We start from the raw sequence: 22,802 nt of genomic DNA, 5'->3' as shown, positions 1-22,802 counted from the left end.
TTTCATCCTGCGACGATGTTGACGATCTTGCCGGGTACCACGATCACCTTGCGCACGGTGAGCTCCCTGAGGAACGCGGCCACCTGCGGCTGCGCCAGCGCCAGCGCTTCGGCCTCCTCCCTGCCCGCATTCGCCGGCACCTCGATGGTGCCGCGCAGCTTGCCGTTGACCTGCACCGCGAGCGTGAGACTGTCGCGCACCAGCGCGTTTTCGTCCACCGTCGGCCAGGGCTGGTCCTCCAGCACGGTCTCGGCGTGACCCAGCACCTGCCACAGATGGTGGCTGACGTGCGGCACCACCGGATTCAGCAGCAGCACCATGGATTCCAGCGCCTCGTGGCGCACCGCGCGGCCCTGCTCGCTCATGTCCGCGAACCTGCCCACCGCGTTCAGCAGCTCCATCAAGGCGGCAATCGCGGTGTTGAAGGAATGGCGGCGGCCGAAGTCGTCGCCCACCTTCTGGATGGTTTCGTGCAGCTGGCGGCGCAGCGTCTTCTGCCCGGCGTCGAGCTGCGACGGATCGACCACCGGGTGATCCGGCTGCGCGGCATGCGTGACCACCTCGCGCCAGAAGCGGCGGAGGAAGCGCGCCATGCCTTCGACGCCGGCCTCGTTCCACTCCAGCGACTGCTCGGGCGGCGCGGCGAACATCGAGAACAGGCGCACCGTGTCGGCGCCGTACTTGTCCACCATCGCCTGCGGATCGACGCCGTTGTTCTTGGACTTCGACATCTTCTCGGTGCCGCCGATCTGCACCGGCTGGCCGTCGGCCTTGAGCAACGCACCGACCACGCGCGCCTTGTCGTCGCGCTGGATCTCCACGTCGGCGGGATTGATCCAGTCCTTCGAGCCGTCGGCGTTGTCGCGGTAGAACGTCTCGGCGATCACCATGCCCTGGCACAGCAGGTTTGTCGCCGGCTCGTCCGACCGCACCAGGCCGGCGTCGCGCATCAGCTTGTGATAGAAGCGGAAGTACAGCAGATGCAGGATCGCGTGCTCGATGCCGCCGATGTACTGGTCCACGGGCAGCCAGTAGTCGGCGCGCCCGTCCACCTGCGCGTCTGCGCCCGGCGAGGTGTAGCGCGCGTAGTACCAGCTCGACTCCATGAAGGTGTCGAAGGTGTCGGTCTCGCGCTCGGCCGCGCCGCCACACCCGGGGCAGGTGGTCTGGCGCCATGCCGGGTCGGCCTTGATCGGCGACTGCACGCCGGAGAACGCCACGTCTTCCGGCAGCCGCACCGGCAGCTGGTCTTCCGGCACCGGCACGTCGCCGCAGTGCGGGCAGCGGATCACCGGGATCGGGCAGCCCCAGTAGCGCTGGCGGCTCACGCCCCAGTCGCGCAGGCGGTAGTTGACGCGGCGCTGGCCCTTGCCGTCCTTTTCCAGGATGGCGGCGATGGCGTCGAACGCCTCGCGATAGTTCCTGCCGTCGAGCGCGCCGGAGTTGACCACGCGCATGTCCTCGCGGGTCTTGTCCGAGTACCAGTCCTGCCAGCGCGACGGGTCGTAGCTCCCGCCCTCGATCGCGATCACCTGCTTGATCGGCAGGCCGTACTTCGTGGCGAACTCGAAGTCGCGCTCGTCGTGGCCCGGCACCGCCATCACCGCGCCGGTGCCATAGCCCATCAGCACGAAGTTGGCCACCCACACCGGCAGCTTCTCGCCGGTGACCGGGTGGATCGCGAACAGGCCGGTGGCCATGCCGCGCTTTTCCTGCGTCTCCAGCTCGGCCTCGGAAACGCCGCCATGCTTCAGCTCGTCGAGGAAGCCGGCGAGCTGCGGGTTGCCCGCCGCCGCCTTCAGCGCCAGCGGATGCTCGCCGGCGATGGAGACGAAGGTGACGCCCATCAGCGTGTCGGGCCGCGTGGTGAACACGGTGAGCGGCTCGCTCTCCCCGTCCACCGCGAAGTGGATCTCCAGCCCCTCGCTGCGGCCGATCCAGTTGCGCTGCATGGTCTTCACCGCGTCCGGCCAGCCGGGCAGCGTGTCCAGGCCGTCGAGCAGCTCCTGCGCGTAGTCGGTGATCTTCAGGAACCACTGCGGGATCTCGCGCTTCTCCACCAGCGCGCCGGTGCGCCAGCCGCGGCCGTCGATCACCTGCTCGTTGGCCAGCACGGTCTGGTCGACCGGGTCCCAGTTCACCACGCTGTTCCTGCGGTAGGCGAGGCCCTTCTTCATCAGCCGCACGAACATCCGCTGCTCGTGCACGTAGTAGTCGGGCTTGCAGGTGGCGAACTCGCGCGACCAGTCGATCGCGTAGCCCAGCGACTTCAGCTGGCCGCGCATGTGCTCGATGTTGGCGTAGGTCCACTTCGCCGGCGCGGTCCTGTTCTTGATCGCGGCGTTCTCGGCCGGCAATCCGAACGCGTCCCAGCCCATCGGCTGCAGCACGTTCCTGCCCTGCATGCGCTGGAAGCGGCTGATCACGTCGCCGATGGTGTAGTTGCGCACGTGGCCCATGTGCAGCGCGCCGGACGGATACGGCAGCATCGAGAGGCAGTAGAACTTCGGCCTGCCCGGTTCTTCCTTCACCTCGTAGGCGCGCTGTGCGCTCCAGTACCGCTGCGCGGCCGCTTCCACCGCCTGCGGCTGGTAGTCCTGCTCGGTCTTGCTGGGATCGTGGGTGTCTTGCATGGTTCCGTAGCCGTGGTCTTTGCGGGCAGCCCGACGCTGGGCTTCGGGCTGCCGGGAGAACGGGTCAGATTAGCAGAAGGGGCCCGCACCCCGGGCCTGCGCCGGGCCGAAAACCACCCCGCCCCGGCCCTTCTCCCGGATCAGGTCCGGGACAGGCTCCGCGCGCAGGGGAGCGGGCCCATGCCTTCAATCGGCGGGGCATGCCGGGGCCTGGCCGGCCTCGTAGGCGCGCGCCGTGGCGGCGATGCGTGCGGCCAGTGCGGCCAGTGCCTGCTGGTGGCCGGCCACCAGCGCGTCGTAGCCAGCCGCCACCGGCTCGCTGACGAGGCTGGTGCAGGCGAGCGCGTCCTGCCCGCCGGAGCCGCCCACCAGGCGCAGGCTCCACGCCGCGTCGAGCAGTGCCCGGCTGCCGGGCACCGACTCGAAGCGGCGCACGTCCAGCATGATGCGCAGGCGCGGTTTGCCGTCCCCGGGCAGACCGCTCATGTCCGGCACGCCGAGCGCACGGGCGAGGTCGGCGGACAGCGCGCCACGGATCTCATCGCCCAGCGGCGCGATCCAGCGCCGTCCCTGCAGCGGCAGCATGCCCTGCCCGCCCTCGCGCACCACCAGCTGCGGCACGTCGACCTGTGCAGGCACGTTGACCGGCAGCAACTCGAACGGATACGGCGCAGGCGAGGTGGCGGGTACGCCACCACCGGCCGGCGCGACCAGCGTGTAGTAATGCAGCGGCGCCGAGGCGCAGCCGGCGAGGCCCAGCGTGATGGCGCCGGCGAACAGGCACGAATGCAGGCGGCTCATGGCTGGCTCCTGTGGACGGGGGCGGTCGGTTTCCGTTCCAGCGGCTGCGGATCGGCCGACCGGCCGCGCAGCAGCGATTCCGGGTGCACGCCGAGGTAGTCGGTGAGCACGCGCAGCGAGCGCATCGTGCGCTGCAGCTCCTCCAGCGTCTGCCCCACGTTCTGCTGCAGCGGCGAATCGGCGGACAGCGTGTCGTTCGCCGTGCCGAGCGTCCTGCGGGCGTCGTGCATGGTGTCGTCGAGCGCCGGCAGGGTCTTGCCGTTCACCTGCTTGAGCGTGGCGTCAAGGCTGGCCAGCGAGTCGTTGAGGTGGTTGCCGATCTGGTCGAACGGGATCCTGTCCAGCTTGTCGACGATGTCGGCCATCTGCTGCTGCAGCTTGTCGAAGCTGCCCGGCGCGGTGGGAATCTGCAGGGGATGCGCATCGGGGTCGTAATGCACCTTCGCCGCGTGCGGCAGGAAATCCAGCGCGATGTAGAGCTGCCCGGTGAGCAGGTTGCCGGTGCGCGCCTGGGCGCGCAGGCCGTGCTCGACCAGCTTGCCGACCATGTGCGAGAGATCGGCGTTGTCGCCCTGCGCCTTCGCCAGCGCCAGCAGCTTGTCGTGCGCCTGCCCCAGCCGCTCGGGGTAGACCACGGCGCCCACGATGAACGGGAAGCGCTGGGTCTTCTCGTCGTAGTCCATGCGGATGGACACCACCCTGCCGAAGTTCATCCCGAGGAATTCCACCGGCGCGCCCACCGCCAGCCCGCGCAGCGGCTGGTCGAAGCGCATGCGGATGTATTGCGGCTCGCCGTCCGGCGGCGCCATCGCGGTGGTCTCGTCGCCGAACAGGCGGAAGCTGGCGCCGTCGGGCGCCAGCGTGGTGTCGTGCGGACCGCCCGGGTCCTGGAAGGCCACGCCGCCGGCCAGCACGGTGGCCAGCGACTGCGTGTTGACCTTGAGCCCGTTTGCGCCCAGCGACACGTCCATGCCGCTGGCGTTCCAGAAGCGCGTGGAGGCATCCACGAAGCGGTCGTTCGGGCTGTCGATGAACACCGCGAGCGACACGCCCTTGCCATCCTTGTCCAGCTGGTAGGACACCACCCGGCCCACCTGGATGCGACGGAAGTACACCGGCGAGCCGATGTCCAGCGAACCGAGGTCGTCGGCGTGCAGGGTGTAGCTCTTGCCCGGTTCGCCGTGGGTCACCGCAGGCGGGTTTTCCAGCCCCTTGAATTCATCCTCCGGCGCGTTCGAGTCGCCGGTGTCCGCGCCGATGTAGGCGCCGGAGAACAGCGTATCCACCCCGGAGACGCCGCCCAGGCCGATGCGCGGACGCACCACCCAGTAGCGCGTGCCCTTGGTGGCGAAAGCCTTCGCGCTCTTCTCCAGCGCCACCTTCACCAGCACGTGGCTGCGGTCGCCGCTGAGGCGGATCTTGTCCACCTTGCCGATCACCACGTCCTTGTACTTCACCGGCGTCTTGCCCGCCGTCAGGCCCTGCGCACTCTGGAAGCTGATCGTGATGTCGGGGCCGGCCTGCAGCCAGCTGCCCACCACCAGCGACGCACCCACGACCGCCGCCAGGATCGGCACCAGCCAGATCAGCGAGACGTTGGTGCGCCGCTTGCGCACCACCGCGCACGGCAAGGCGTTGCCACCTGCCGGCTGCGGCGCGCCGGATTGCTCGTCAGTCATCGGAATCTTCCTTGCCGTCCCAGATCAGCCGGGGATCGAAGCACATCGAGGCGAACATGGTCAGCACCACGGTGAGGCCGAAGAACACCACGCCCGGCAGCGGTTCCACCAGGCTGAAGTAGCCGAAGCGTACCAGCGCGGTGAGCAGCGCCACCACGAACACGTCCAGCATCGACCAGTAGCCGATCAGTTCCACCAGGCGATACAGCTGCGCGCGCTGCCGTCGCGCCCAGCTGCTGCCGCGGCGGCAGCTGATCAGCAGCGTGCCCAGCGCGAGGAACTTCAGCATCGGCACCATGATGCTGGCGCAGAACACGATCACCGCCAGCCCCGGCGAGCCCTTCACCCACAGCTCCACCACGCCGCTGAGGATGGTGTTGTCGTCGATGTCGCCCAGGCTCGCCGTGCGCATGATCGGCAGCACGTTGGCGGGGATGTACATCAGGAACGCGGCGATCAGCAGCGCCCAGGTGCGCGTGTACACCGCCGGCTTGCGCCGGTGCAGCGTCGAGCCGCAGCGCGGGCAGGCCAGCACGCCGTCGCCCTCGTCCGCCGCGCGGCAGACCTGACCGCAGACGTGGCAGCCGATCAGGCCCAGCGCGTCGGCGCGCGGCAGCGCGTTCATGGTGCCGCCCCGTCGTCGCGGGTCTCGTCCCACAGCCGGGTGAGGTCGACGCCGGCGAACACGGTGATCAGCAGCATCAGCGCGCCGTAGGCGTAGATGCCGGGATCGGGGGTCACGTCGAAGTACAGGTGCGCCTTGACGATCGACACCAGCGCGCCCAGCACGAACACCTCGCTCATCGTCCACGGCCCCACGTGGTGCAGCGTCACCATCAGCCGGCGGAAGCCCGGCGCGCGGCGGCCGCTGCGCGCGAACAGCAGCAGCCAACCCAGGATCAGGATCTTGCACAGCGGGAACACGAACAGCGTGGCCGCCGCCAGCACCGCCACCAGCTGCGAGTGGTCGATCCACATCATGCGGATCACGTCCCACAGCGTGGCGGCCACGTACTGGCCGTTCAGGCCCAGCGTCACGATCGGCCACAACGTGGCCTGCACGAACACCACCAGCCCGGTCAGGATCAGCGCCAGCAGCGCGTCGGCGCGCAGGCCGTGGTAGCGCTCCAGCACCGCGCCGCAACTCGCGCACTCCGCCACCTCGCCCTTCGCCAGCGGGCGGCGGCGATGCACGGTGTCGCAGTGCTCGCAGATCAGCAGCGCGGACGGCGCGGTGTCGTGGTCGGCGATGTCGGGCGGGGACGCGTCCATGCGGCGATTCTCGCAAATCCGGCCGGCTCGCGGCTGAAGCGGCGCCGGCTTGATATGCTCCCCGGCGCCCCGATCTGGGGTATTTCCCCGCCCGCTGGAATCCGCCGTGACCGACGCCACCCTCGACCACGTCTTCGACGTCACCGAACAGAACTTCGAGGCCGAGGTGATCAACGCCTCGCTGGACACCCCGGTGCTGGTGGATTTCTGGGCCACCTGGTGCGGCCCGTGCAAGACGCTGGGCCCGCTGCTGGAGCAGCTTGCCGCCGAATACAAGGGCGCGTTCCGCCTCGGCAAGGTGGACGTGGACCGGAACCAGCAGCTCGCCGCGATGTTCGGCATCCGCAGCGTGCCCACCGTGGTACTGGTGAAGGACGGCCAGATCGCCGACGGCTTCGCCGGCGCGCTGCCGCTGGGCCAGTTGCGCGAATTCCTGGCGCGCCACGTGCAGCCGCTGGAGGGCGGCGAGGAGGAAGTGGCGGCTTCCGAAACGTCTGCCGAGACGCCGGAGGCGGCGATCAACCGCCTGCAGCAGGCGATCGCCGTCGAGCCCGAGCGCGCCGAGCTGAAGCTCGACCTCGCCGTGGCGATGGCCCAGGCCGGCCGCAGCGACGCCGCCGCCACCGAACTCGACGCCCTGCCCGCCAACCTCGCCACCGACGCGCGCGCCGTGCGCCTGCGCCATCAGCTGGAGCTGGCGCGCGTGCTGAAGGACGCGCCCGCCCAGGCCGAACTCGAACGGCGCGTGGCGGCCGACCCGGCGGACTGGGAGGCGCGCGACCTGCTGGGCGTGCGCCTGCTGCTGGGCGACGACCCCGCCGCGGGCCTCGACCAATTCCTCGCCATCCTCGAAAAGGCCCGCGACTGGAACGACGGTGCCGGCAAGAAGCGCCTGCTCGCCGCGTTTGCCACGCTGGACGACGCCGAACTGGTCGGTCGCTACCGCCGCCGCATGGCCTCGCTGCTGTTCTGAGCCGACGGCTTGACGAGCCGCCGTGCGATGCAGGCACTGCGGCGGTCATCGTTGCCGCTTGTCCATGCCCCCGCGACCAACGAGCGTCGGGGGTTCAACGGGCGCAGGAAAACCGACGCCGCCTCGACATGCGCGGCAGTGCATCGCAAAGCAGCTAGGATGGCGCCCGGGTCCCATGGCACCGACAGACTTGGCGACGGCGGCCCTCGACCAGGGCACGGATTGAACACGGGTCGTTGCGAATGAGACCGCGGAATTTTGATCTTCTTGCGATCGCCGGCATCTTCATGGCCTATGCGGTCACGATCCGCTTGGCCATGGGCCTCGATCTCGCCGGATGTCTCCTGGGCGGAGCAGCCAACACGATACCGGTGGTGATCTTCGGAGTAGCGGTGCGCCGCATCGTGGCGCGGCAGCTTGTCGGCAGGCCGGTGGCGATCCAACTGGCCTCCCATCTCCTGCTGTGCACCGCCTTTGCCGCCTTGTCCTACCTGTTGCTGATCGTCCTGCTGGGCCTGTTCAATGGCGCGGGGCCCGACGGTTTCGTGGTGCGGCCTTTCTCGATCAGCGGGGCATCCTGGCAATCGCTCGAGAACGTGACCACCTATGCGCTGATCGCAGCGGTGTCCCATCTGCAATCCCCGGGCAGGACATCCGGCGTACCTGCCCCTGGACGGAACGAGGCCGAACCGCAGGCCGCAGCCGCGCTGCCGCCACCCGTTTTCCCGGACGCCGGCACGCAGGGGGACGGCATGTCGAGCGCTGATGCCGCCATCACGCCGGCCGAAGGCGGCGAGCGGGGACCCGAGGCACGGGCCGACACGGCGCTCTCCCGCTACTTCGTGCGGATCGGCGAAGAACTCCGGCCGCTCGACATCGATACGGTGGTGAGCATCGGCGGTGCGGACGACTACGCCGAAGTGCGCACGCTGAGCGGCAGGCACCTCGTTCGGCTGACGCTGGCGGAATTCACCAGATCCCTCGATCCGGCGAAATATGTGCGCGTCCATCGCTCCTGGATCGTCAACACCCACCGCATCGCCCGGGCGGAGCCAGCCGGTGGCGGGCGCCTGCTGCTGCACATGGAGACCGGCCATACGATCTCCACCAGCAGAGAGGGCGCCAAACGGCTGCGCAACCGGGTGCTCTGACCGCCCGCTGTTGCCGTTTACCGCCGCGAAGTGTCCATTCGCCGATTTTTCGGCCTTTCCTCTGCGGACCTCCCGATCATCGAACCGCCCAGGCCACGACCCGGCTTGCGACGCGCATCGCTGATCCATCCCGTGACCCGGAGATACGGACCGCATGAAACCCTTTGCCCTGCCTGTCCTGCTCGCTGCCAGCCTCGCAACGCTTACCGCCTGGGCCAAGGCCCCTCCTGCCGGAAGCGCTGTGTTGCCCGCCGTCGCCGCGAGGCTGATCCCGGACTACGCCGCAGCCGAAAGTCCCGCCGACCTGACCACGCTCTACCGGCTGCAGCTCGCCGCCGGACGCTACGCGGAGGCGGAAGCAACGCTCGATCGCCTCGGCTCGGTCTATCGGTCCAACGAACCGAGGCTCGCCCCTGCCCTCACGCCCTGGCGGATCTATGCCCGGGCGAAAGGCCACGAGGCGGCGGGAATGGCACCCCACGACGCACTGGCCCGCGCCTTTTCCCAGCTCTACGGCGCCCTTTCGAACCGCCGGGTGGCGGATATCCACCCCTGGCTTCGCGTCGACCTCGATCGCCTGCGCGCCGAAGACGCGGAGCGGGAAAGACCCTGCGCAGGGATGTCACTCGCCGCATGCCCATCGGCTGGGGACCTCATTGCCGCCCGCGAGGCGCTGAACGTTTGGAAGTACCTGACGCCGGCGCTGGGGGCGCTGGTCGAAGCCGACACGAGGCGACGATTCCTCATCGACGACCCTATCCTGATCCCGACGCCGGATGGCTCCACGATCGCGGCGATGCTCGTGCTTCCCCGCTCCACGGGGCCGGCCAAGCTGACCGCGCTGTTGAACTTCACGATCTACGCCAAGGATCGCTGGAGCCTGGACGACGCCATGAAAATGGCGGCCTGTGGCTATGCCGGCGCCGTCGCCTACACGCGCGGCAAGGGAAGCAGCCCAGGCCCGGCGGTGCCCTACGTCCACGACGGCCAGGACGCGGCCACGGTGATCGCCTGGCTTGCGCGCCAATCCTGGAGCGACGGCCGCGTCGGCATGTTCAGCGGCAGCTACAACGGCTTCACCCAATGGGCTGCCGCCAAGCACCATCCACCCGCGCTGAAAGCCATCGCCACCAATGCCACCAACGCACCGGGCATCGATACGCCGATGCAGGGCAACGTGTTCCAGAGCTTCATCTACCCGTGGCCGTTCTACACCACGGATACCAAGGGCCTGGACGACAAGACCTATGACGACCGCGCCCGCTGGGACCGGCTCGAACGGGCGTGGTACGCAAGCGGCCGACCGTACCGCGACCTCGACAAGCTCGACGGCAAACCCAACCCCATCTTCGACACCTGGCTGAAGCACCCCGCCTACGATGCCTATTGGCAGCGCCTGGTTCCCTACGGCCGCGAATTCGCCAGCATCCGCATCCCGGTATTCGTGGAGACCGGCTACTACGACGGCGGCATGGTCGGCGCGCTCTACTACTTCGAGCAACACCTCAAGTACCGCCCATCGGCCGACGACCGCATGCTGATCGGCCCTTACCACCACATCGCGATGCAGGTCGGCGTGCTTGCCAAGGTCGACGGCTACGCGATCGACAAGGCGGCGCTGATCGATCTCCAGGACGTGCGGCTGAAGTGGTTCGACCATGTATTCCGCGGCGCGCCCCTGCCCGCTCTCCTGAGCGACCGAATCAACTTCGAAGTGATGGGGGCAGACCACTGGCGACACGTACCCACGCTCGCGGCGATGGCCACCGACCACCGGCGCCTCTACCTTACGGGTCGCCGCCAGGCCGGCCACCTGCTGCTGGTCAATGCACCGGACCGGCAGGCGCCCCCCGTGCTGACGGTCGATCTCGCCGACCGCAGCGACGTCGACTTCCGTCCGCCGCCGGGCATCCCCGATACCCGCAACGCACTGGTGTTCGAGACGGAGGCGCTGCAGAAGCCGCTGGAAATCGACGGCTTGTTTCGGGGACGGTTCGAAATCGTCGCCAACAAGCGCGACTTCGACCTGACGGTCAACTTCTACGAACTGACACCGGATGGCCGCTACCTCGATCTCGCCTCGTACCTCGGCCGGGTGAGCTACATGCAGGACCGCACCCGCAGGCATCTGCTGAAGCCCGGCCAGCCACGCACCCTCCGCTTCCAGAGCCAGATGCTGACGGCACGCCTGCTGACGCCCGGGAGCCGGATCGTGGCCGTGGTCGGCGTACCCAAGGTTCCGTCCATCCAGATCAATTACGGCACCGGCCACGACGTAAGCTCCGAGTCGATCGCCGACGCGGGTGAGCCGCTACGGATTCGCTGGTCGACCGGCAGCTACCTCGAGCTGGGCATGCGGGGGAGCCTCGCATTCGCGCATGGCCACTGACGGCTTCCTGCACCACCGCATCGACCCCTTCAGAGACGACAGGCCGCAGCGGAGCCTCTCGTGTGTTCCGTTGCGTCACGGGACAATACCTTGCACCCCATACGCCACCGCACGCTTGCCGTAGACTCCGACTTTTCATCATCGCCCACAAACCCATGCGCGCATCCACCTTCCGGCGGCTGATCAACCTGTGGCCGCCGTTCCTGGTCAATGCCATCCGCGTGCAGTCGCTGAGCAAGGACTACGCCGAGGCGACGGTGGTGCTGCGGCTGCGCCGCCGCAACCGCAACTACGTCGGCTGCCAGTTCGGCGGCAACCTCTTCTCGATGGTCGACCCATTCTGGATGCTGCTGGCGATGCACCGGCTCGGCCCCGACTACTACGTGTGGGACAAGGCCGGCGCGATCGACTTCGTGACGCCCGGCCGCGAGGATGTCTACGCCCGTTTCCACCTCGACGACGCCACCGTGGACGAACTGCGCGCCGCTGCCGCAGGTGGCGACAAGGTGCTGCGCTGGTTCGACACCGACATCGTCACCGCCTCCGGCGAGGTGGTCGCCCGGGTGCGCAAGCAGCTCTATGTGCGGCTGAAGCCACGGGCACGTTGAGGCAGTGCCGCAGCCTATTCCCGCTCGAAGCGGGCAATCTCCTCCAGCACCGCCTCGGCCTTCTGCACGCTGCGCCCCGCGGAGCTGTCCTCGACGCGCCGCGCCAAGCCGGCGCGGCGCATCAGCCACACCACGAGCATGCATGCAGCCAATCCCGCCAGGCCGCTGGATACCGCCCACGACATGAAGCCCGGCGACCACAGGTCCACGCCGTACCACGCCAGGTTCATCCACAGCACCGGAATCCAGACAAAGCAGCCGAGCACGAGGTTGACCGGCGCCTCGACGCGCACCCGCCAGGCGCGCAGGTCGGCGAGTTGGCGCTGGATGGCCACGACGGGCGCGGCAGGATCGATCCGCTGGACCAGATACAGCACCCGTGCGGCGAATGCGATCAGCAACAACCCGTAGGCATGCACCAGCAGTCCGCAAACCACCAGACGCGCAACATCGCGGTGCCCCGCCCAGAAGGCGGCGGCCACGACGACAAGCAACACGCCAATCGTCATCTGCAACGCCTGTCCCCAGATCAGCGGACGCAGGCCGCGGCGCAACTTGCCCATCCGGCTGTCGCGGAACAGCTGCTGGTTCAGCGCGTTCTGCCGTTCCAGCTGCCGGCCCAGCGCCTGCCACGCCAGTTTCATCTCGTCGAGTTCCATGGTCATGCTCCGGTGATGGTCGCGGCGGTGATCCGGCCGCGCAGCTTCTGCTTGATGCGGTTGATCTTGGTGGCCACGTTGGTGGTGCTGATGCCGAGTACGTCGGCGATCTCGGCGTAGCTGCGGTCTTCGAGGTACAGCAGGATCAGCGCGCGGTTGAGCGCATCGAGCCCGCCGATGAAGGCGTGCAGCGCGGCCATGCGTTCATCCGTTTCCGCGGCAGGCTCGCCAGCGATGGTCTCCAGGTGCCGCTCGTCCAGCGGCTCGAAGCGTCCGGCCTCGCCGCCCGCACGCCGCAGGTGCGAGATCGCCACGTTCAGCGCGATGCGATACAGCCAAGTGCTGAACTTCGCGCGCCGCTCGTCGTAGCCGGCAAAGGCGCGCCACAGCTGCGCGCCGATCTCCTGCGCGAGGTCCTGGCGCTCCTCGGTGCCGCGCGCGTAGACGCCGGCCACCTTGAGCACGATGCCCCGGTGCTCGCGCCACAATGCCTCGAAGCGCTGCTGGTCCGCCTTGCCGCCCATGTCCGTCCACGCATCCGGGGTCGTTGCCGGCATGATTCGCACGGACGCGGGAAAAGTCACAGTGCGTCACCGGGCGACCACACCCGCGGCCCGCATAATCGCCGCCACGGGCTGGCGGAGAACCGCATGGCACTGGCCGAAAACCTGCTGATCCGCGTGCGCCGGCTCCATCCGGGCTGCTTCGCGCTGGTGATGGCCACGGGCATCGTATCGGTGGACGCCAGCCAGCACGGCCTGCCGCGGGTGGCACTGGCGCTGTTCGCGTTCAACCTGCTGGCCTATGCCTGGCTGCTGGCGCTGACCCTGCTGCGGCTGGTCCGCTTTCGCCGCGAGCTGGTGGCGGACTTCACCGATCCCTCGCGCGGAGCCGGCTTCCTCACCCTGGCCGCAGCCACCTGCGTGCTGGGCAGCCAGTGCGTGCTGGTGCGCCCCATGCCCGTACTGGCGGCAGTGCTGGCAGCAGCCGGTGCGCTGCTCTGGCTGGCGCTCATCTATCTGCTCTTCGCCGCCACCATCACCGCGCGCTTCAAGCCCGGCTTCACCCGCAGCATCAACGGCGGCTGGCTGGTGGCGGTGGTGTCCACCCAGGCGCTGTCGGCCCAGCTGACCCTGATCGCGGCCAGCCGCGCCGCCCCCGACCGCCTGCAGTTCGTGGCGCTCAGCCTGTACATGCTGGGCGCGGCGCTGTACCTGCTCATCATCACGCTGGTGGTGTACCGCATGGTGTTCTTCCCGCTGCGCGCCCGCGAGTTCACCCCGCCGTACTGGATCGACATGGGCGCGCTGGCGGTCACCACGCTCGCCGGCAGCCTGATCGTGCTCCACGCACCCGCGGACGGCGCGCTGGCCGGGCTGCTGCCGTTCGTGAAGGGCTTCACCGTGTTCTTCTGGGCCACCGCCACCTGGTGGATCCCGCTGCTGGTGATCCTGGAAGCGTGGCGGCACATCTGGCGCCATGTGCCGCTGCGCTACGAGACGGACGACTGGGACATCGTGTTCCCGATCGGCATGTACACCGTAGGCACCTTCGAGCTGGCGCGGGCGCTGCACGCGGACTTCCTGCTGGCGATTCCCGCGGCGGGCGTGTACGCGAGCTTCGCGGCGTGGCTGCTGGTCGCGCTGATCGGCCTGCGCCGGCTGTACCGCAAGGCGTGGCGGCACGGCGCACATACGCCACGCTGAGCCGTTCCCTACAATGGGGCGCCCATCCCCGCGCGTGCCGCCATGCCTCCGTTTCGACTCAAACGCTATCTGATCACCGGCCTGCTCACCTTCCTGCCGCTGTGGGTGACCCTGCTGGTGTTCAAGTTCGTGCTGGGCCTGCTGGCAGGCATCGGTGCACCGCTGGTGGCGGCGCTGGTCGGCGCGCTGGCGCTGGTGGCGCCGCACGCGGCGGACACGCTCAACCAGCGCGGACTGGTGTTCGTCCTCGCCCTGCTGCTGACGCTGGGCGCGCTGTACCTGCTGGGCTGGCTGGCGAACCGGGTGATCGGGCAGCGCCTGCTCGACGCGTTCGACGGCCTGCTGCAGCGCATTCCGCTGGTGCAGACGATCTACGGCGGCACCAAGAAGCTGATGGCGGTGCTGCAGAACAAGCCCGGCGGCACGCAGCGCGTGGTGCTGGTGGATTTCCCGCGGCCAGGCATGAAGGTGGTGGGCTTCGTCACCCGCATCCTGGTCGAGGAGGGCACCGGCCGCGAGATGGCGGCGGTGTACATACCCACCACGCCCAACCCCACCGGCGGCTATCTGGAACTGGTGCCTACCGACGAGCTCACGCCCACCGACTGGACGATGGACCAGGCGATGGCCTTCATCATCTCCGGCGGCGCCGTGGCGCCCGACAACCTGCCCGCGCCGCGCCACCTGTCCGACCGGTCGCCGTAGGCCCGCACGGCAGCAGCGCTCAGCGCAGCAGCCAAGCCACGCCCGGCGCCGCCAGCACGTTGAGCAGGCCGCCCAGCACCATCGCGAGGCTGGCCACGGTGCCTTCCTCCGAGCCGATGTCCCAGGCCCTGGCGGTGCCGGCGCCGTGCGCGCCCACGCCGAACAGCGCACCGCGCGCCAGCGCCGAACGCAGCGGCAGCCATTTCAGCAGCAACTCGCCCAGTGCGATGCCGGCCACGCCGGTGATCACCACGAACAACGCGGTCAGTTCCGGCACGCCGCCGATGTCGGCCGACACCAGCATCGCCAGCGGCGTGGTGATCGAACGCGGCACCAGACTCAGCCGCACCTCGCCGCCGAGGCCGAACAGCGTGGCCAGGCCCCAGGCGCTGGTCATCGCCACGGTGCTGCCGCCCAGCACGCCGGCCGCCAGTGCGGGCCACTGCCGGCGGACCAGCGCGCGGTGGCGCCAGATCGGCAGCGCGAACGCCGCCGTGGCCGGCCCCAGCATCAGCACCAGCCAGTGCGTGTCGCGGATGTAAGAGGGGTAGTCCATGCCGAACAGCAGGCCCAGCGCGATCAGCAGCAGCGGCACAGTGAACAGCGGCGAGGTCCACCAGCGCGGCAGGCGCCGGTACAGGGGCTTCAGCAGGTAGTAGCCGCCCAGCGTGGCCGCCAGCCACGCCAGCGAGACGAATTCAGCGCGCACGCCGCCGCTCCCAGCGCCACACCAGGTCGACCACGAAGGCGGTGCTCGCCATCACCAGCACGGTGCCGAGCAGGATCACCGCCACGATGCGCAGGCCGTCCGCGCGCAGCAGGTCCAGGTGCTGCGATACCGCCATCACCGCGGGGATGAAGAACAGCAGCATCTCCGCCAGCAGCCAGTCCGCGCCGCGCCGCAGGCCCGCCAGCGGCACCACGCGCAGACCCAGCAGCGCCAGCAGCAGGCCCAGCGCCAGCACGCTGCCGGGCAGCGGCAGATGCAGGCGGCGCGTCGCCGCGTTGCAGGCGAGGCAGAACAGCGTGAGCGCCAGCACCTGCAGCGCCAGCGCCAGCCGCGGGCGGCGCATCGAGTACAGGCGGATCCGGGCATGCAGCGTCTTCATGGATGCGTAGCCTAGACCCGCCGAAGTTATGATGGAAATGAATTGTTTCCATCACATCGATTCCATAAAGGAATACATCATGGATCCCCGCGCCCTGCGCTACCTGGTCGAGGTGGTGCGCCACGGCGGCTTCGCCCGCGCCAGTGCGCACGCGCACGCCAGCCAGCCCACGCTGAGCAAGGCGATCGCCCAGCTGGAGGAAGAGTGCGGCGCGCGCCTGCTCGAACGCGGCCGCCGCGGCGTGCGCCTCACGGCGGCCGGCGAGCTGGTGCACCGGCACGCGCTGGCCGCGCTGGCCGAGGGCGAACGCCTGCGCGCCGAGCTGGACGCACTGCGCGGACTGCGCCGCGGCGAGCTGCGGCTGGGCCTGCCGCCGCTGGGCAGCAGCGTGCTGTTCGCCCCGCTGCTGGCGCGTTATCGCCAGCAGCATCCCGATATCGAGATCCGCCTGATGGAGCACGGCAGCCGCCGGCTGGAGCAGGCCGTGCTGGACGGCGAGCTGGACATCGCCGCCACCCTGCTGCCCACCGGCGCGGGCCTGCAGCACCAGCCAGTGCGCGACGAGCCGATGCTGGCGCTGCTGCCCGAGTCCCACCCCCGCGCGGGCGCTGCGCGCTTCCGGCTGGCATGGCTGGCCGAGTCGCCGCTGATCCTGTTCGAGCAGGGCTTCGCGCTGAACCAGCTGATTCGCGACGCCTGCGCCCGCCATGGCATCGTGCCCAGCGAGACCGTGCACAGCTCGCAGGTGGACTTCATCGTGGCGCTGGTCGCTGCCGGCGGCGGCATCGCGCTGCTGCCGCGACTGACCGTGGAGGAGCGCCGGCTGAGCGGCGTGGCGGCGGTGCCGCTGGCCGGCCGCGAGCTGCGCTGGCGCATGGTGCTGGCCTGGCGCCGGGGCACACAGCTTTCTGCGGCGGCGCGCGCCTGGCTGGCCCTGGTTGCCGGAACCACCCCTGACCTTTGACACTGTGCCGACCATGACGATCGACCTAGCGTGGACGGTCATGGCCGCCGCGGACAGGCATGCCCGCGACCGACCCGCAAGCGCAAACACCGCCACGGCGGAACCACACACTCCACGAGAGGGAAATCCATGACCCAGCAATTCCTGAAGCCTCTGGCGCTGGCCGCCGCCGTCGCGCTGGCGCTGGCCGGCTGCGGCAAGAGCGAGCAGGCCGCCGCCCCGGCGCCGGCCAAGCCGGCCACCGCTGCGCCGGCCACGGCTGCCACCACCGCCGCGGCCGCCGCGCCGAAGAGCGTGTTCGACGTCGGCGAGCTGGGCCCGGGCAGCGAGGCCTGCACGGACTTCAACGGCTTCGTCAATGCGAAGTGGGTCGCGGCCAACCCGATTCCGTCGGATTACCCCATGTGGGGATCGTTCGTCCAGCTGTACGCAAAGAGCCTGGACGACCAGCACCAGCTGGTCGAGGACGCCGCCAAGAACGCCGACAGCGCAAAGGCCGGCTCGGTCGAGCAGAAGATCGGCTGGCTGTACAAGTCCGGCATGGACGATGCCGCGATCGAGAAGGCGGGCTTCGACCCGATCAAGCCCAGGCTCGCCATGATCGACGGCCTGAAGAACACCGCCGACATCGTGAACTACCTCGACCAGACCGCTGCCGAGGGCGACGGCCAGGTGTTCGGCTTCGGTTCCGGCGCCGACTTCCACGACGCCACCCAGCAGATCGGCTACGCCATGCAGGGCGGCCTGGGCCTGCCCACCAAGGACTACTACTTCAAGCCCGAGTACAAGGACCTGCGCACCGCCTACCTCGCCTACATCGCCAAGACGCTGGAGCTGACCGGCGTGGCCGAAGCCGACGCCAAGAAGCAGGCCGACCAGGTGATGAAGTTCGAGACCGCGCTGGCCGGCGCCTCGCTGGCGCCCACCGAGATGCGCAACCTCGACAACCAGTACCACTTCGTCAGCGTGAAGGACGCCGACAAGGTCACCCCGCACTTCAGCTGGGAGCAGTTCTTCAAGACCCAGGGCGTGACCATCGACAAGGGCTTCTCGCTGTCGCAGCCGAAGTTCTTCGCCGAGTTCGACAAGCTGCTGGCTGCCGCGCCGGCGTCCGAGTGGCAGGCCTACCTGCGCTTCCACACCATCGACGACGCCTCCAACGCGCTGTCCAAGGCCTTCCGTGACAACCGGTTCGCCTTCTACGGCAAGACCCTGACGGGCACGCCCGAGCAGAAGGCACGCTGGAAGCAGGTGCTGGGCGGCGTCAACGGCGCGATGGGCATGGGCCTGGGCGAACTTTACGTGGCCAAGTACTTCACGCCGGAAGCCAAGCAGCGCGCCGAGCAGCTGGTCACCAACGTGCGCGACGCGCTGAAGAACCGCATCGAGCACCTGGACTGGATGAGCGACGCCACCAAGGCCAAGGCCATCGACAAGTGGAACAAGTTCCTGCCCAAGATCGGCTATCCCGACCAGGGCGAGTGGCGCGACTGGTCGGGCCTGACCATCAGCCCGGACAACTGGTACGCCAACCTGCAGGCCGCGCAGAAGTACAACTACCAGTTCGACCTGTCGCACATCGGCAAGAAGACCGACCGCAAGGAATGGGGCATGACCCCGCAGACGGTCAACGCCTACTACGATCCCAGCACCAACACCATCAACTTCCCGGCCGCGATCCTGCAGGCGCCGTTCTTCTATCCGAACGGTGACGACGCGATCAACTACGGCGGTATCGGCGCGGTGATCGGCCACGAGTCCAGCCACGGCTTCGACGACCAGGGCAGCCAGTTCGACGGCGACGGCAACCGCGCCAACTGGTGGACGCCGCAGGACAAGAAGCAGTTCGACGAACGCACCAAGGCGCTGGTCGAACAGTTCGACGGCTACGCCCCGATCAAGGACAAGCCGAACCTGCACGTCAACGGCAAGCTGACCCTGGGCGAGAACATCGCCGACCTGGGCGGCCTCAACATCGCCTACGACGCGCTGCAGACCGCGCTCAAGGCCGATCCGAAGGAAGCCGACGCGAAGATCGACGGCTACACCGAGGATCAGCGCTTCTTCCTCAACTGGGCGCGCGTGTGGCGCGGCAGCATGCGCGAGAAGGCAGCGGAGCTGCGCCTCAACACCGATCCGCACTCGCCGATCGCGGTCCGCGCCATCGCCGCGCCGTCGGACATGAGCGCCTTCGCCACCGCCTTCCAGTGCAAGCCTGGCGACGCGATGGTGCGTTCGGGCGACAAGCAGGTGAAGATCTGGTAAGCCACTCGGGCCGCGGCGGCATCCGTCGCGGCCCGCAGTCTCCTCGACGCCGCGCGCAAGCGCGGCTTTTTTTCGTGCGGCGCGGAGAGGTGCCGCCACTGGTGCGCCGCGTCAGAGCCAGCCCGCCCCGCTGCGCTACTATCTTCCGGCTAAGTCCCCACGATCAGGAGCCCGTGATGCGCCCGTTCCCGCTCGGCGAAGAAATCGACCTGCTGCGCGACACCGTGCACGCCTTCGCGGAGAAGGAGATCGCGCCGCGCGCCACGCAGATCGACCACGACAACCTGTTCCCGGCCGACCTGTGGCGCAAGTTCGGCGAGCTGGGCCTGCTCGGCATGACGATACCGAGCGAGTACGGCGGCACCGGCATGGGCTATCTCGCGCACATGGTGGCGATGGAGGAGATCTCGCGCGCCTCCGGCTCGGTGGGCCTGTCCTACGGTGCGCACTCCAACCTGTGCGTCAACAACATCTTCCACAACGGCAACGAGGCGCAGCGGCGCAAGTACGTGCCGAAGCTGTGCTCCGGCGAGTACGTGGGCGCGCTGGCGATGAGCGAACCGGGCGCCGGCTCCGACGTGGTCGGCTCGATGAGCTGCAAGGCCGAACTGAAGGGCGACGCCTGGGTCGCCAACGGCTCGAAGATGTGGATCACCAACGGCCCCGACGCCGACGTGCTGCTGGTCTACATGCGCACCGCGCCGCGTCCGGCCGGCAGCCGCTGCATGACCGCCTTCATCGTCGAGAAGGGCATGAAGGGCTTCAGCACCGCACAGAAGCTGGACAAGCTCGGCATGCGTGGCTCGAACACCTGCGAGCTGGTGTTCGAGGACTGCGAGATCCCCGCCGAGAACGTCGTGGGGGAGGTGAACGAAGGCGTGCGCGTGCTGATGAGCGGCCTGGATACCGAGCGCCTGGTGCTCTCCGGCGGCCCGATCGGCCTGATGCAGGCGGCGATGGACCTCACCCTGCCCTACGTGCGCGAACGCAAGCAGTTCAACGCGCCGATCGGCACGTTCGAGATCATGCAGGCCAAGGTGGCCGACATGTACACCGCGCTGCAGTCCTCGCGTGGCTTCGCCTACATGGTGGCGCAGCAGTTCGACGCCGGCATCAAGTCGCGCGTCGACCCCGCCGCCTGCCTGCTCAACGCTTCCACCAACGCGGTGAAGGTGGCGCTGGAGGCGATCCAGTCGCTGGGCGGCAACGGCTACATCAACGAGTTCCCTGCCGGACGCCTGCTGCGCGACGCCAAGCTCTACGAGATCGGCGCCGGCACCAACGAGATCCGCCGCATGCTGATCGGGCGCGAGCTGTTCCACGGCAAGGCATGAAACACGGCGCCGATCAAGAGCATCGGCGCCGGCACGCCAAACCGTATTCCGCCGCATGCTGATCGGGCGGGAGCTGTTCCACGGCAAGGCGTGAAACACGGCGCCGATCAAGAGCATCGGCGCCGGCACGCCAAACCGTATTCCGCCGCATGCTGATCGGGCGGGAGCTGTTCCACGGCAAGGCGTGAAGCACGGCGCCGATCAAGAGCATCGGTGCCGACACGCCAAACCGTATTCCGCCGCATGCTGATCGGCCGCGAGCTGTTCCACGGCAAGGCGTGAAGCACGGCGCCGATCAAGAGCATCGGCGCCGGCACGCCAAACCGTATTCCGCCGCATGCTGATCGGGCGGGAGCTGTTCCACGGCAAGGCCTAGAGAGCCCACGACATGAAGCCAGCGACCGCCGCAAACCTTGCGTTAGTTCTGGTGGTAATTGGCGGAGTGCTGGGCAGCTACGGCGCGCTTTCCCAACTTGGCGATCCCGCGCCATGGGTAACCGCTGCCCAGCTCGATGCCATGCGCCGCCGCTCGTTGTTGTTCATGCTGGTCGGGATGCTCGCTCCACTCTGTTCGTTGTGGCTCGCCGGATACAGTTTCCATGCTGCCCGCATACGCGCGTTGGCAGCATCCATTCTCTGTCTGGTGCAACCCGTGGCGCTGTTCCTCTGGATGCTGTGGTAGCCCGCAAACTAAGTCGAAAGTGATTCGGCGCTGCGAATCAGCGCCCCTTCCGTGCGGTGCATGTCGAACACCAGCACCTCGTTGTCGCCGACGCGTAGCCACGGCGCGGGACAATACAACCGTTGCTGCGGGCCGAGGTTCCAGTAGCGCCCGAGCAGGCGGCCGTTGACCCACAGGTAGCCCTTGGCCCAGTCCGCCATGTCGAGGTAACAGTCGCCCGCCTGCGCGAGCGACAGCGTGCCCTTGAAGAACACGCCGGGCCGCGCGGGCTTGCCGGTCAACGGCTTCAACGCGGCCAGCCACGCCTCGTCCAGCGGCAGGCCGAACACCTCCCAGCCCTCCAGCGGCTTGCCGTCGAGGTGCACCTCGCCCACCAGGCCCTTGCGGTCCGCCATGGCGTGGCCGTAGTTCACGTGGCCGAAGCTGTCGACCAGGATCTCCAGCGGCGCTTCGTCCCGGCCCGCCGGCAATCGCAGCGTGTTGCCGGCGCGCAGCTTCGGATGCTTCACGCGCGAGATGCAATCGACGTGGCGGCCGCCATGGAACACGGTGGCGTAATCGCGCACGCCGTCGATGGTCAGTTCGCCGCCGCCCTTCGTCGCGTGGCGGTACAGCACCAAGCCGTGGTCCTGGCCGAACAGCAGCTCGTTGGATTGCGGCTGCCCCACCTGCTTAGCGGCCGGCAGGTTGTCCCACAACGAGGCGTGCGGCTGCGGCGTGAAAGTGGCGAAGCTCGCCATCGACGGCACTGCGGGCAACGCGGGCAGAGGTTGCGCCGAATGCGCCGCGAACAACTGGCGGAAGACGTGATAGTCCGCCGTGGGCGCGCCCTGTTCGTCGATGGGCGCGCCATAGTCGTAGCTGGTGATGACCGGCTGGAAGTTCGCGTAGTCGTTGTCCGCGTTGGCCCCGGCACCGAAGCCGAAGTTGGTGCCGCCATGCACCACGTACAGGTTGAACGAGCGGCCTTCGGCGAGCAGCCTGGCCAGCGTGCCGGCGAAGTCGCCGCGCGCGAACTCCCGGTCGCCCCAATGGGTGATCCAGCCGGGATAACCCTCGCCCATCCACACCGGCATTTCGCCTGCGATGGCCTGCGCGGCGGCGAAGTCGGTATCGCCGTCCAGGCCCAGCGCGGTGCCGGGCAGCCAGGTCTTCGCCGCGCGGATCTGACCGAGCCCGTCGGAGATCGAGAACGGCCCGTGCACGCCGTGTTCCTGCCACAGCGCGCGTATCGTTTCGAGGTAGGCGAGGTCGCGACCGAACGAGGCGTATTCGTTCTCCACCTGCACCATCAGGATCGGCCCGCCGTGTACCGCCAGCAGCGGCCGCAGCACCGGCGCCACGGTGGCGATGTAGCGACGCACCGCGGCCATGTAGTCCGGATCATCCTTGTCGCGCACGCGGATGTGCGGATGGCGCAGCAGATACGGCGGCAGCCCGCCGAAATCCCACTCGCCGCAGACGTAGGGACCGGGGCGCAGGTAGACCCACATGCCTTCTTCCTGGCAGAGGCGGATGAACTTCGCGAAATCGCGGCGCCCGGTGTGCAAGTCGAACACGCCCGGCTCCGATTCCAGCGCGTTCCACATCAGGTAGACCGCGATGGTGTTCAGCCCCATCGCCTTCGCCATGCGGATGCGCTGGCGCCAGTATTCGGCCGGGATGCGGATCGGATGCATCTCGCCGCTCATGATCCGGAACGGCTTGCCGTCGAGCAGGAAGTGCCGCTTCGACAGCTGGAAGCGGTGCGGCCGGCCGTCGGGCATCGCCGCCATCGCGCGGCTGCCCGGTGCCGCCGGCAGCGGCAGCGCCGGCAGGCTCGGCGCCAGCAGGGACAACTTCAGGAAATCCCGGCGTCGCATGGTGTCCTCC

The 22,802-nt window shown here is 68.7% G+C and carries 20 protein-coding genes; 10 read left to right on the top strand and 10 right to left on the bottom strand.

Going from position 1 to position 22,802, the window contains the following annotated elements; translation table 11 throughout:
- Positions 1-2: 2 nt before the first annotated feature.
- The 5 genes from leuS to ACQGNW_RS12005 all read right to left on the bottom strand — a co-directional run bounded on the left by leuS (position 3) and on the right by ACQGNW_RS12005 (position 6,385).
- The gene (leuS, locus tag ACQGNW_RS12025) at positions 3-2,633 is read right to left on the bottom strand and encodes a leucine--tRNA ligase (protein WP_426663417.1); all 2,631 of its coding nucleotides are present in this window, start codon (positions 2,631-2,633) and stop codon (positions 3-5) included.
- A gap of 186 nt (positions 2,634-2,819) precedes the next feature.
- Positions 2,820-3,434, bottom strand: a complete 615-nt coding sequence (locus tag ACQGNW_RS12020) for a PqiC family protein (protein ID WP_426663416.1) — start codon at positions 3,432-3,434, stop codon at positions 2,820-2,822.
- Positions 3,431-5,113, bottom strand: coding sequence for a PqiB family protein (locus ACQGNW_RS12015; RefSeq protein WP_426663415.1), 1,683 nt, complete (start codon positions 5,111-5,113; stop codon positions 3,431-3,433). The genes ACQGNW_RS12020 and ACQGNW_RS12015 overlap by 4 nt, the downstream gene beginning before the upstream one ends.
- Positions 5,106-5,738 (bottom strand): paraquat-inducible protein A, encoded by a 633-nt coding sequence (locus ACQGNW_RS12010; protein WP_426663414.1) that lies wholly within the window; start codon positions 5,736-5,738, stop codon positions 5,106-5,108. Before ACQGNW_RS12010 ends, ACQGNW_RS12015 begins: the two co-directional genes overlap by 8 nt.
- Positions 5,735-6,385: a paraquat-inducible protein A gene (locus ACQGNW_RS12005; RefSeq protein WP_426663413.1), complete on the bottom strand. Its 651-nt coding sequence runs from the start codon at positions 6,383-6,385 to the stop codon at positions 5,735-5,737. Before ACQGNW_RS12005 ends, ACQGNW_RS12010 begins: the two co-directional genes overlap by 4 nt.
- 106 nt (positions 6,386-6,491) lie before the next feature.
- On the opposite strand from ACQGNW_RS12005, the gene trxA reads away from it, so the two are divergent.
- The 4 genes from trxA to ACQGNW_RS11985 all read left to right on the top strand — a co-directional run bounded on the left by trxA (position 6,492) and on the right by ACQGNW_RS11985 (position 11,506).
- Positions 6,492-7,358, top strand: a complete 867-nt coding sequence (gene trxA, locus ACQGNW_RS12000) for a thioredoxin (RefSeq protein WP_426663412.1) — start codon at positions 6,492-6,494, stop codon at positions 7,356-7,358.
- Positions 7,359-7,645: 287 nt separating this feature from the next.
- On the top strand, positions 7,646-8,509 hold the full coding sequence (locus tag ACQGNW_RS11995) for a LytR/AlgR family response regulator transcription factor (RefSeq protein ID WP_426663411.1): 864 nt from the start codon (positions 7,646-7,648) through the stop codon (positions 8,507-8,509).
- 154 nt (positions 8,510-8,663) lie between these two features.
- Complete coding sequence (locus ACQGNW_RS11990) at positions 8,664-10,898, top strand: CocE/NonD family hydrolase (protein WP_426663410.1); 2,235 nt, start codon at positions 8,664-8,666, stop codon at positions 10,896-10,898.
- 155 nt (positions 10,899-11,053) lie between these two features.
- Complete coding sequence (locus tag ACQGNW_RS11985; RefSeq protein ID WP_426663409.1) at positions 11,054-11,506, top strand: DUF4442 domain-containing protein; 453 nt, start codon at positions 11,054-11,056, stop codon at positions 11,504-11,506.
- A gap of 14 nt (positions 11,507-11,520) precedes the next feature.
- On the opposite strand, the gene ACQGNW_RS11980 is transcribed toward ACQGNW_RS11985, so the two are convergent.
- On the bottom strand, positions 11,521-12,165 hold the full coding sequence (locus tag ACQGNW_RS11980) for a hypothetical protein (RefSeq protein ID WP_426663408.1): 645 nt from the start codon (positions 12,163-12,165) through the stop codon (positions 11,521-11,523).
- Positions 12,166-12,167: 2 nt separating this feature from the next.
- Positions 12,168-12,689, bottom strand: coding sequence for an RNA polymerase sigma factor (locus ACQGNW_RS11975; RefSeq protein WP_426663654.1), 522 nt, complete (start codon positions 12,687-12,689; stop codon positions 12,168-12,170).
- 126 nt (positions 12,690-12,815) lie between these two features.
- Here ACQGNW_RS11975 and ACQGNW_RS11970 point away from each other — a divergent pair, with 126 nt between their 5' ends.
- Together ACQGNW_RS11970 and ACQGNW_RS11965 are read left to right on the top strand one after the other, a co-directional pair.
- On the top strand, positions 12,816-13,871 hold the full coding sequence (locus ACQGNW_RS11970) for a tellurite resistance/C4-dicarboxylate transporter family protein (RefSeq protein ID WP_426663407.1): 1,056 nt from the start codon (positions 12,816-12,818) through the stop codon (positions 13,869-13,871).
- Between the two features lie 42 nt (positions 13,872-13,913).
- A complete protein-coding gene (locus ACQGNW_RS11965; protein ID WP_426663406.1) occupies positions 13,914-14,576 on the top strand; it encodes a DUF502 domain-containing protein in 663 nt (220 codons plus the stop codon).
- Positions 14,577-14,595: 19 nt separating this feature from the next.
- On the opposite strand, the gene ACQGNW_RS11960 is transcribed toward ACQGNW_RS11965, so the two are convergent.
- Entirely contained in the window at positions 14,596-15,285 is a 690-nt protein-coding gene (locus tag ACQGNW_RS11960) for an LrgB family protein (RefSeq protein ID WP_426663404.1), read from the bottom strand.
- A complete protein-coding gene (locus ACQGNW_RS11955; RefSeq protein ID WP_426663402.1) occupies positions 15,275-15,685 on the bottom strand; it encodes a CidA/LrgA family protein in 411 nt (136 codons plus the stop codon). Before ACQGNW_RS11955 ends, ACQGNW_RS11960 begins: the two co-directional genes overlap by 11 nt.
- Positions 15,686-15,764: 79 nt before the next feature.
- On the opposite strand from ACQGNW_RS11955, the gene ACQGNW_RS11950 reads away from it, so the two are divergent.
- The 4 genes from ACQGNW_RS11950 (at position 15,765) to ACQGNW_RS11935 (ending at position 20,930) form a co-directional block, all read left to right on the top strand.
- Entirely contained in the window at positions 15,765-16,649 is an 885-nt protein-coding gene (locus ACQGNW_RS11950) for a LysR family transcriptional regulator (protein ID WP_426663400.1), read from the top strand.
- Positions 16,650-16,778: 129 nt separating this feature from the next.
- Positions 16,779-18,914 (top strand): M13 family metallopeptidase, encoded by a 2,136-nt coding sequence (locus ACQGNW_RS11945; protein WP_426663399.1) that lies wholly within the window; start codon positions 16,779-16,781, stop codon positions 18,912-18,914.
- A gap of 176 nt (positions 18,915-19,090) precedes the next feature.
- Entirely contained in the window at positions 19,091-20,248 is a 1,158-nt protein-coding gene (locus tag ACQGNW_RS11940; RefSeq protein ID WP_426663398.1) for an isovaleryl-CoA dehydrogenase, read from the top strand.
- Positions 20,249-20,636: 388 nt separating this feature from the next.
- Positions 20,637-20,930, top strand: coding sequence for a hypothetical protein (locus ACQGNW_RS11935; protein WP_426663397.1), 294 nt, complete (start codon positions 20,637-20,639; stop codon positions 20,928-20,930).
- Positions 20,931-20,938: 8 nt separating this feature from the next.
- Here the strand turns inward: ACQGNW_RS11935 and ACQGNW_RS11930 are convergent, their stop codons facing one another.
- Positions 20,939-22,792, bottom strand: a complete 1,854-nt coding sequence (locus ACQGNW_RS11930; protein ID WP_426663395.1) for a beta-galactosidase — start codon at positions 22,790-22,792, stop codon at positions 20,939-20,941.
- Positions 22,793-22,802 lie beyond the last annotated feature (10 nt).

The organism is Rhodanobacter aciditrophus (genome assembly GCF_050026795.1).
Taxonomy (GTDB): Bacteria; Pseudomonadota; Gammaproteobacteria; order Xanthomonadales; family Rhodanobacteraceae; genus Rhodanobacter_A.
Note: the sequence above shows the minus strand (reverse complement) of the source record. Positions and strands in the feature narration are given on the sequence as shown.

Bases quoted from the DNA above. Each gene is read 5' to 3' on its own strand.
- ACQGNW_RS12005 (WP_426663413.1), bottom strand. From the start codon at position 6,385: ATGGACGCGTCCCCGCCCGACATCGCCGACCACGACACCGCGCCGTCC.
- ACQGNW_RS11940 (WP_426663398.1), top strand. From the start codon at position 19,091: ATGCGCCCGTTCCCGCTCGGCGAAGAAATCGACCTGCTGCGCGACACC.
- ACQGNW_RS11990 (WP_426663410.1), top strand. From the start codon at position 8,664: ATGAAACCCTTTGCCCTGCCTGTCCTGCTCGCTGCCAGCCTCGCAACG.
- ACQGNW_RS11950 (WP_426663400.1), top strand. From the start codon at position 15,765: ATGGATCCCCGCGCCCTGCGCTACCTGGTCGAGGTGGTGCGCCACGGC.
- ACQGNW_RS11930 (WP_426663395.1), bottom strand. From the start codon at position 22,792: ATGCGACGCCGGGATTTCCTGAAGTTGTCCCTGCTGGCGCCGAGCCTG.
- ACQGNW_RS11965 (WP_426663406.1), top strand. From the start codon at position 13,914: ATGCCTCCGTTTCGACTCAAACGCTATCTGATCACCGGCCTGCTCACC.
- ACQGNW_RS12010 (WP_426663414.1), bottom strand. From the start codon at position 5,738: ATGAACGCGCTGCCGCGCGCCGACGCGCTGGGCCTGATCGGCTGCCAC.
- ACQGNW_RS11995 (WP_426663411.1), top strand. From the start codon at position 7,646: ATGGCCTATGCGGTCACGATCCGCTTGGCCATGGGCCTCGATCTCGCC.
- leuS (WP_426663417.1), bottom strand. From the start codon at position 2,633: ATGCAAGACACCCACGATCCCAGCAAGACCGAGCAGGACTACCAGCCG.
- ACQGNW_RS12015 (WP_426663415.1), bottom strand. From the start codon at position 5,113: ATGACTGACGAGCAATCCGGCGCGCCGCAGCCGGCAGGTGGCAACGCC.
- ACQGNW_RS11970 (WP_426663407.1), top strand. From the start codon at position 12,816: ATGGCACTGGCCGAAAACCTGCTGATCCGCGTGCGCCGGCTCCATCCG.
- ACQGNW_RS11955 (WP_426663402.1), bottom strand. From the start codon at position 15,685: ATGAAGACGCTGCATGCCCGGATCCGCCTGTACTCGATGCGCCGCCCG.
- ACQGNW_RS12020 (WP_426663416.1), bottom strand. From the start codon at position 3,434: ATGAGCCGCCTGCATTCGTGCCTGTTCGCCGGCGCCATCACGCTGGGC.
- ACQGNW_RS11980 (WP_426663408.1), bottom strand. From the start codon at position 12,165: ATGGAACTCGACGAGATGAAACTGGCGTGGCAGGCGCTGGGCCGGCAG.
- ACQGNW_RS11975 (WP_426663654.1), bottom strand. From the start codon at position 12,689: ATGGGCGGCAAGGCGGACCAGCAGCGCTTCGAGGCATTGTGGCGCGAG.
- ACQGNW_RS11945 (WP_426663399.1), top strand. From the start codon at position 16,779: ATGACCCAGCAATTCCTGAAGCCTCTGGCGCTGGCCGCCGCCGTCGCG.
- ACQGNW_RS11935 (WP_426663397.1), top strand. From the start codon at position 20,637: ATGAAGCCAGCGACCGCCGCAAACCTTGCGTTAGTTCTGGTGGTAATT.
- ACQGNW_RS11985 (WP_426663409.1), top strand. From the start codon at position 11,054: ATGCGCGCATCCACCTTCCGGCGGCTGATCAACCTGTGGCCGCCGTTC.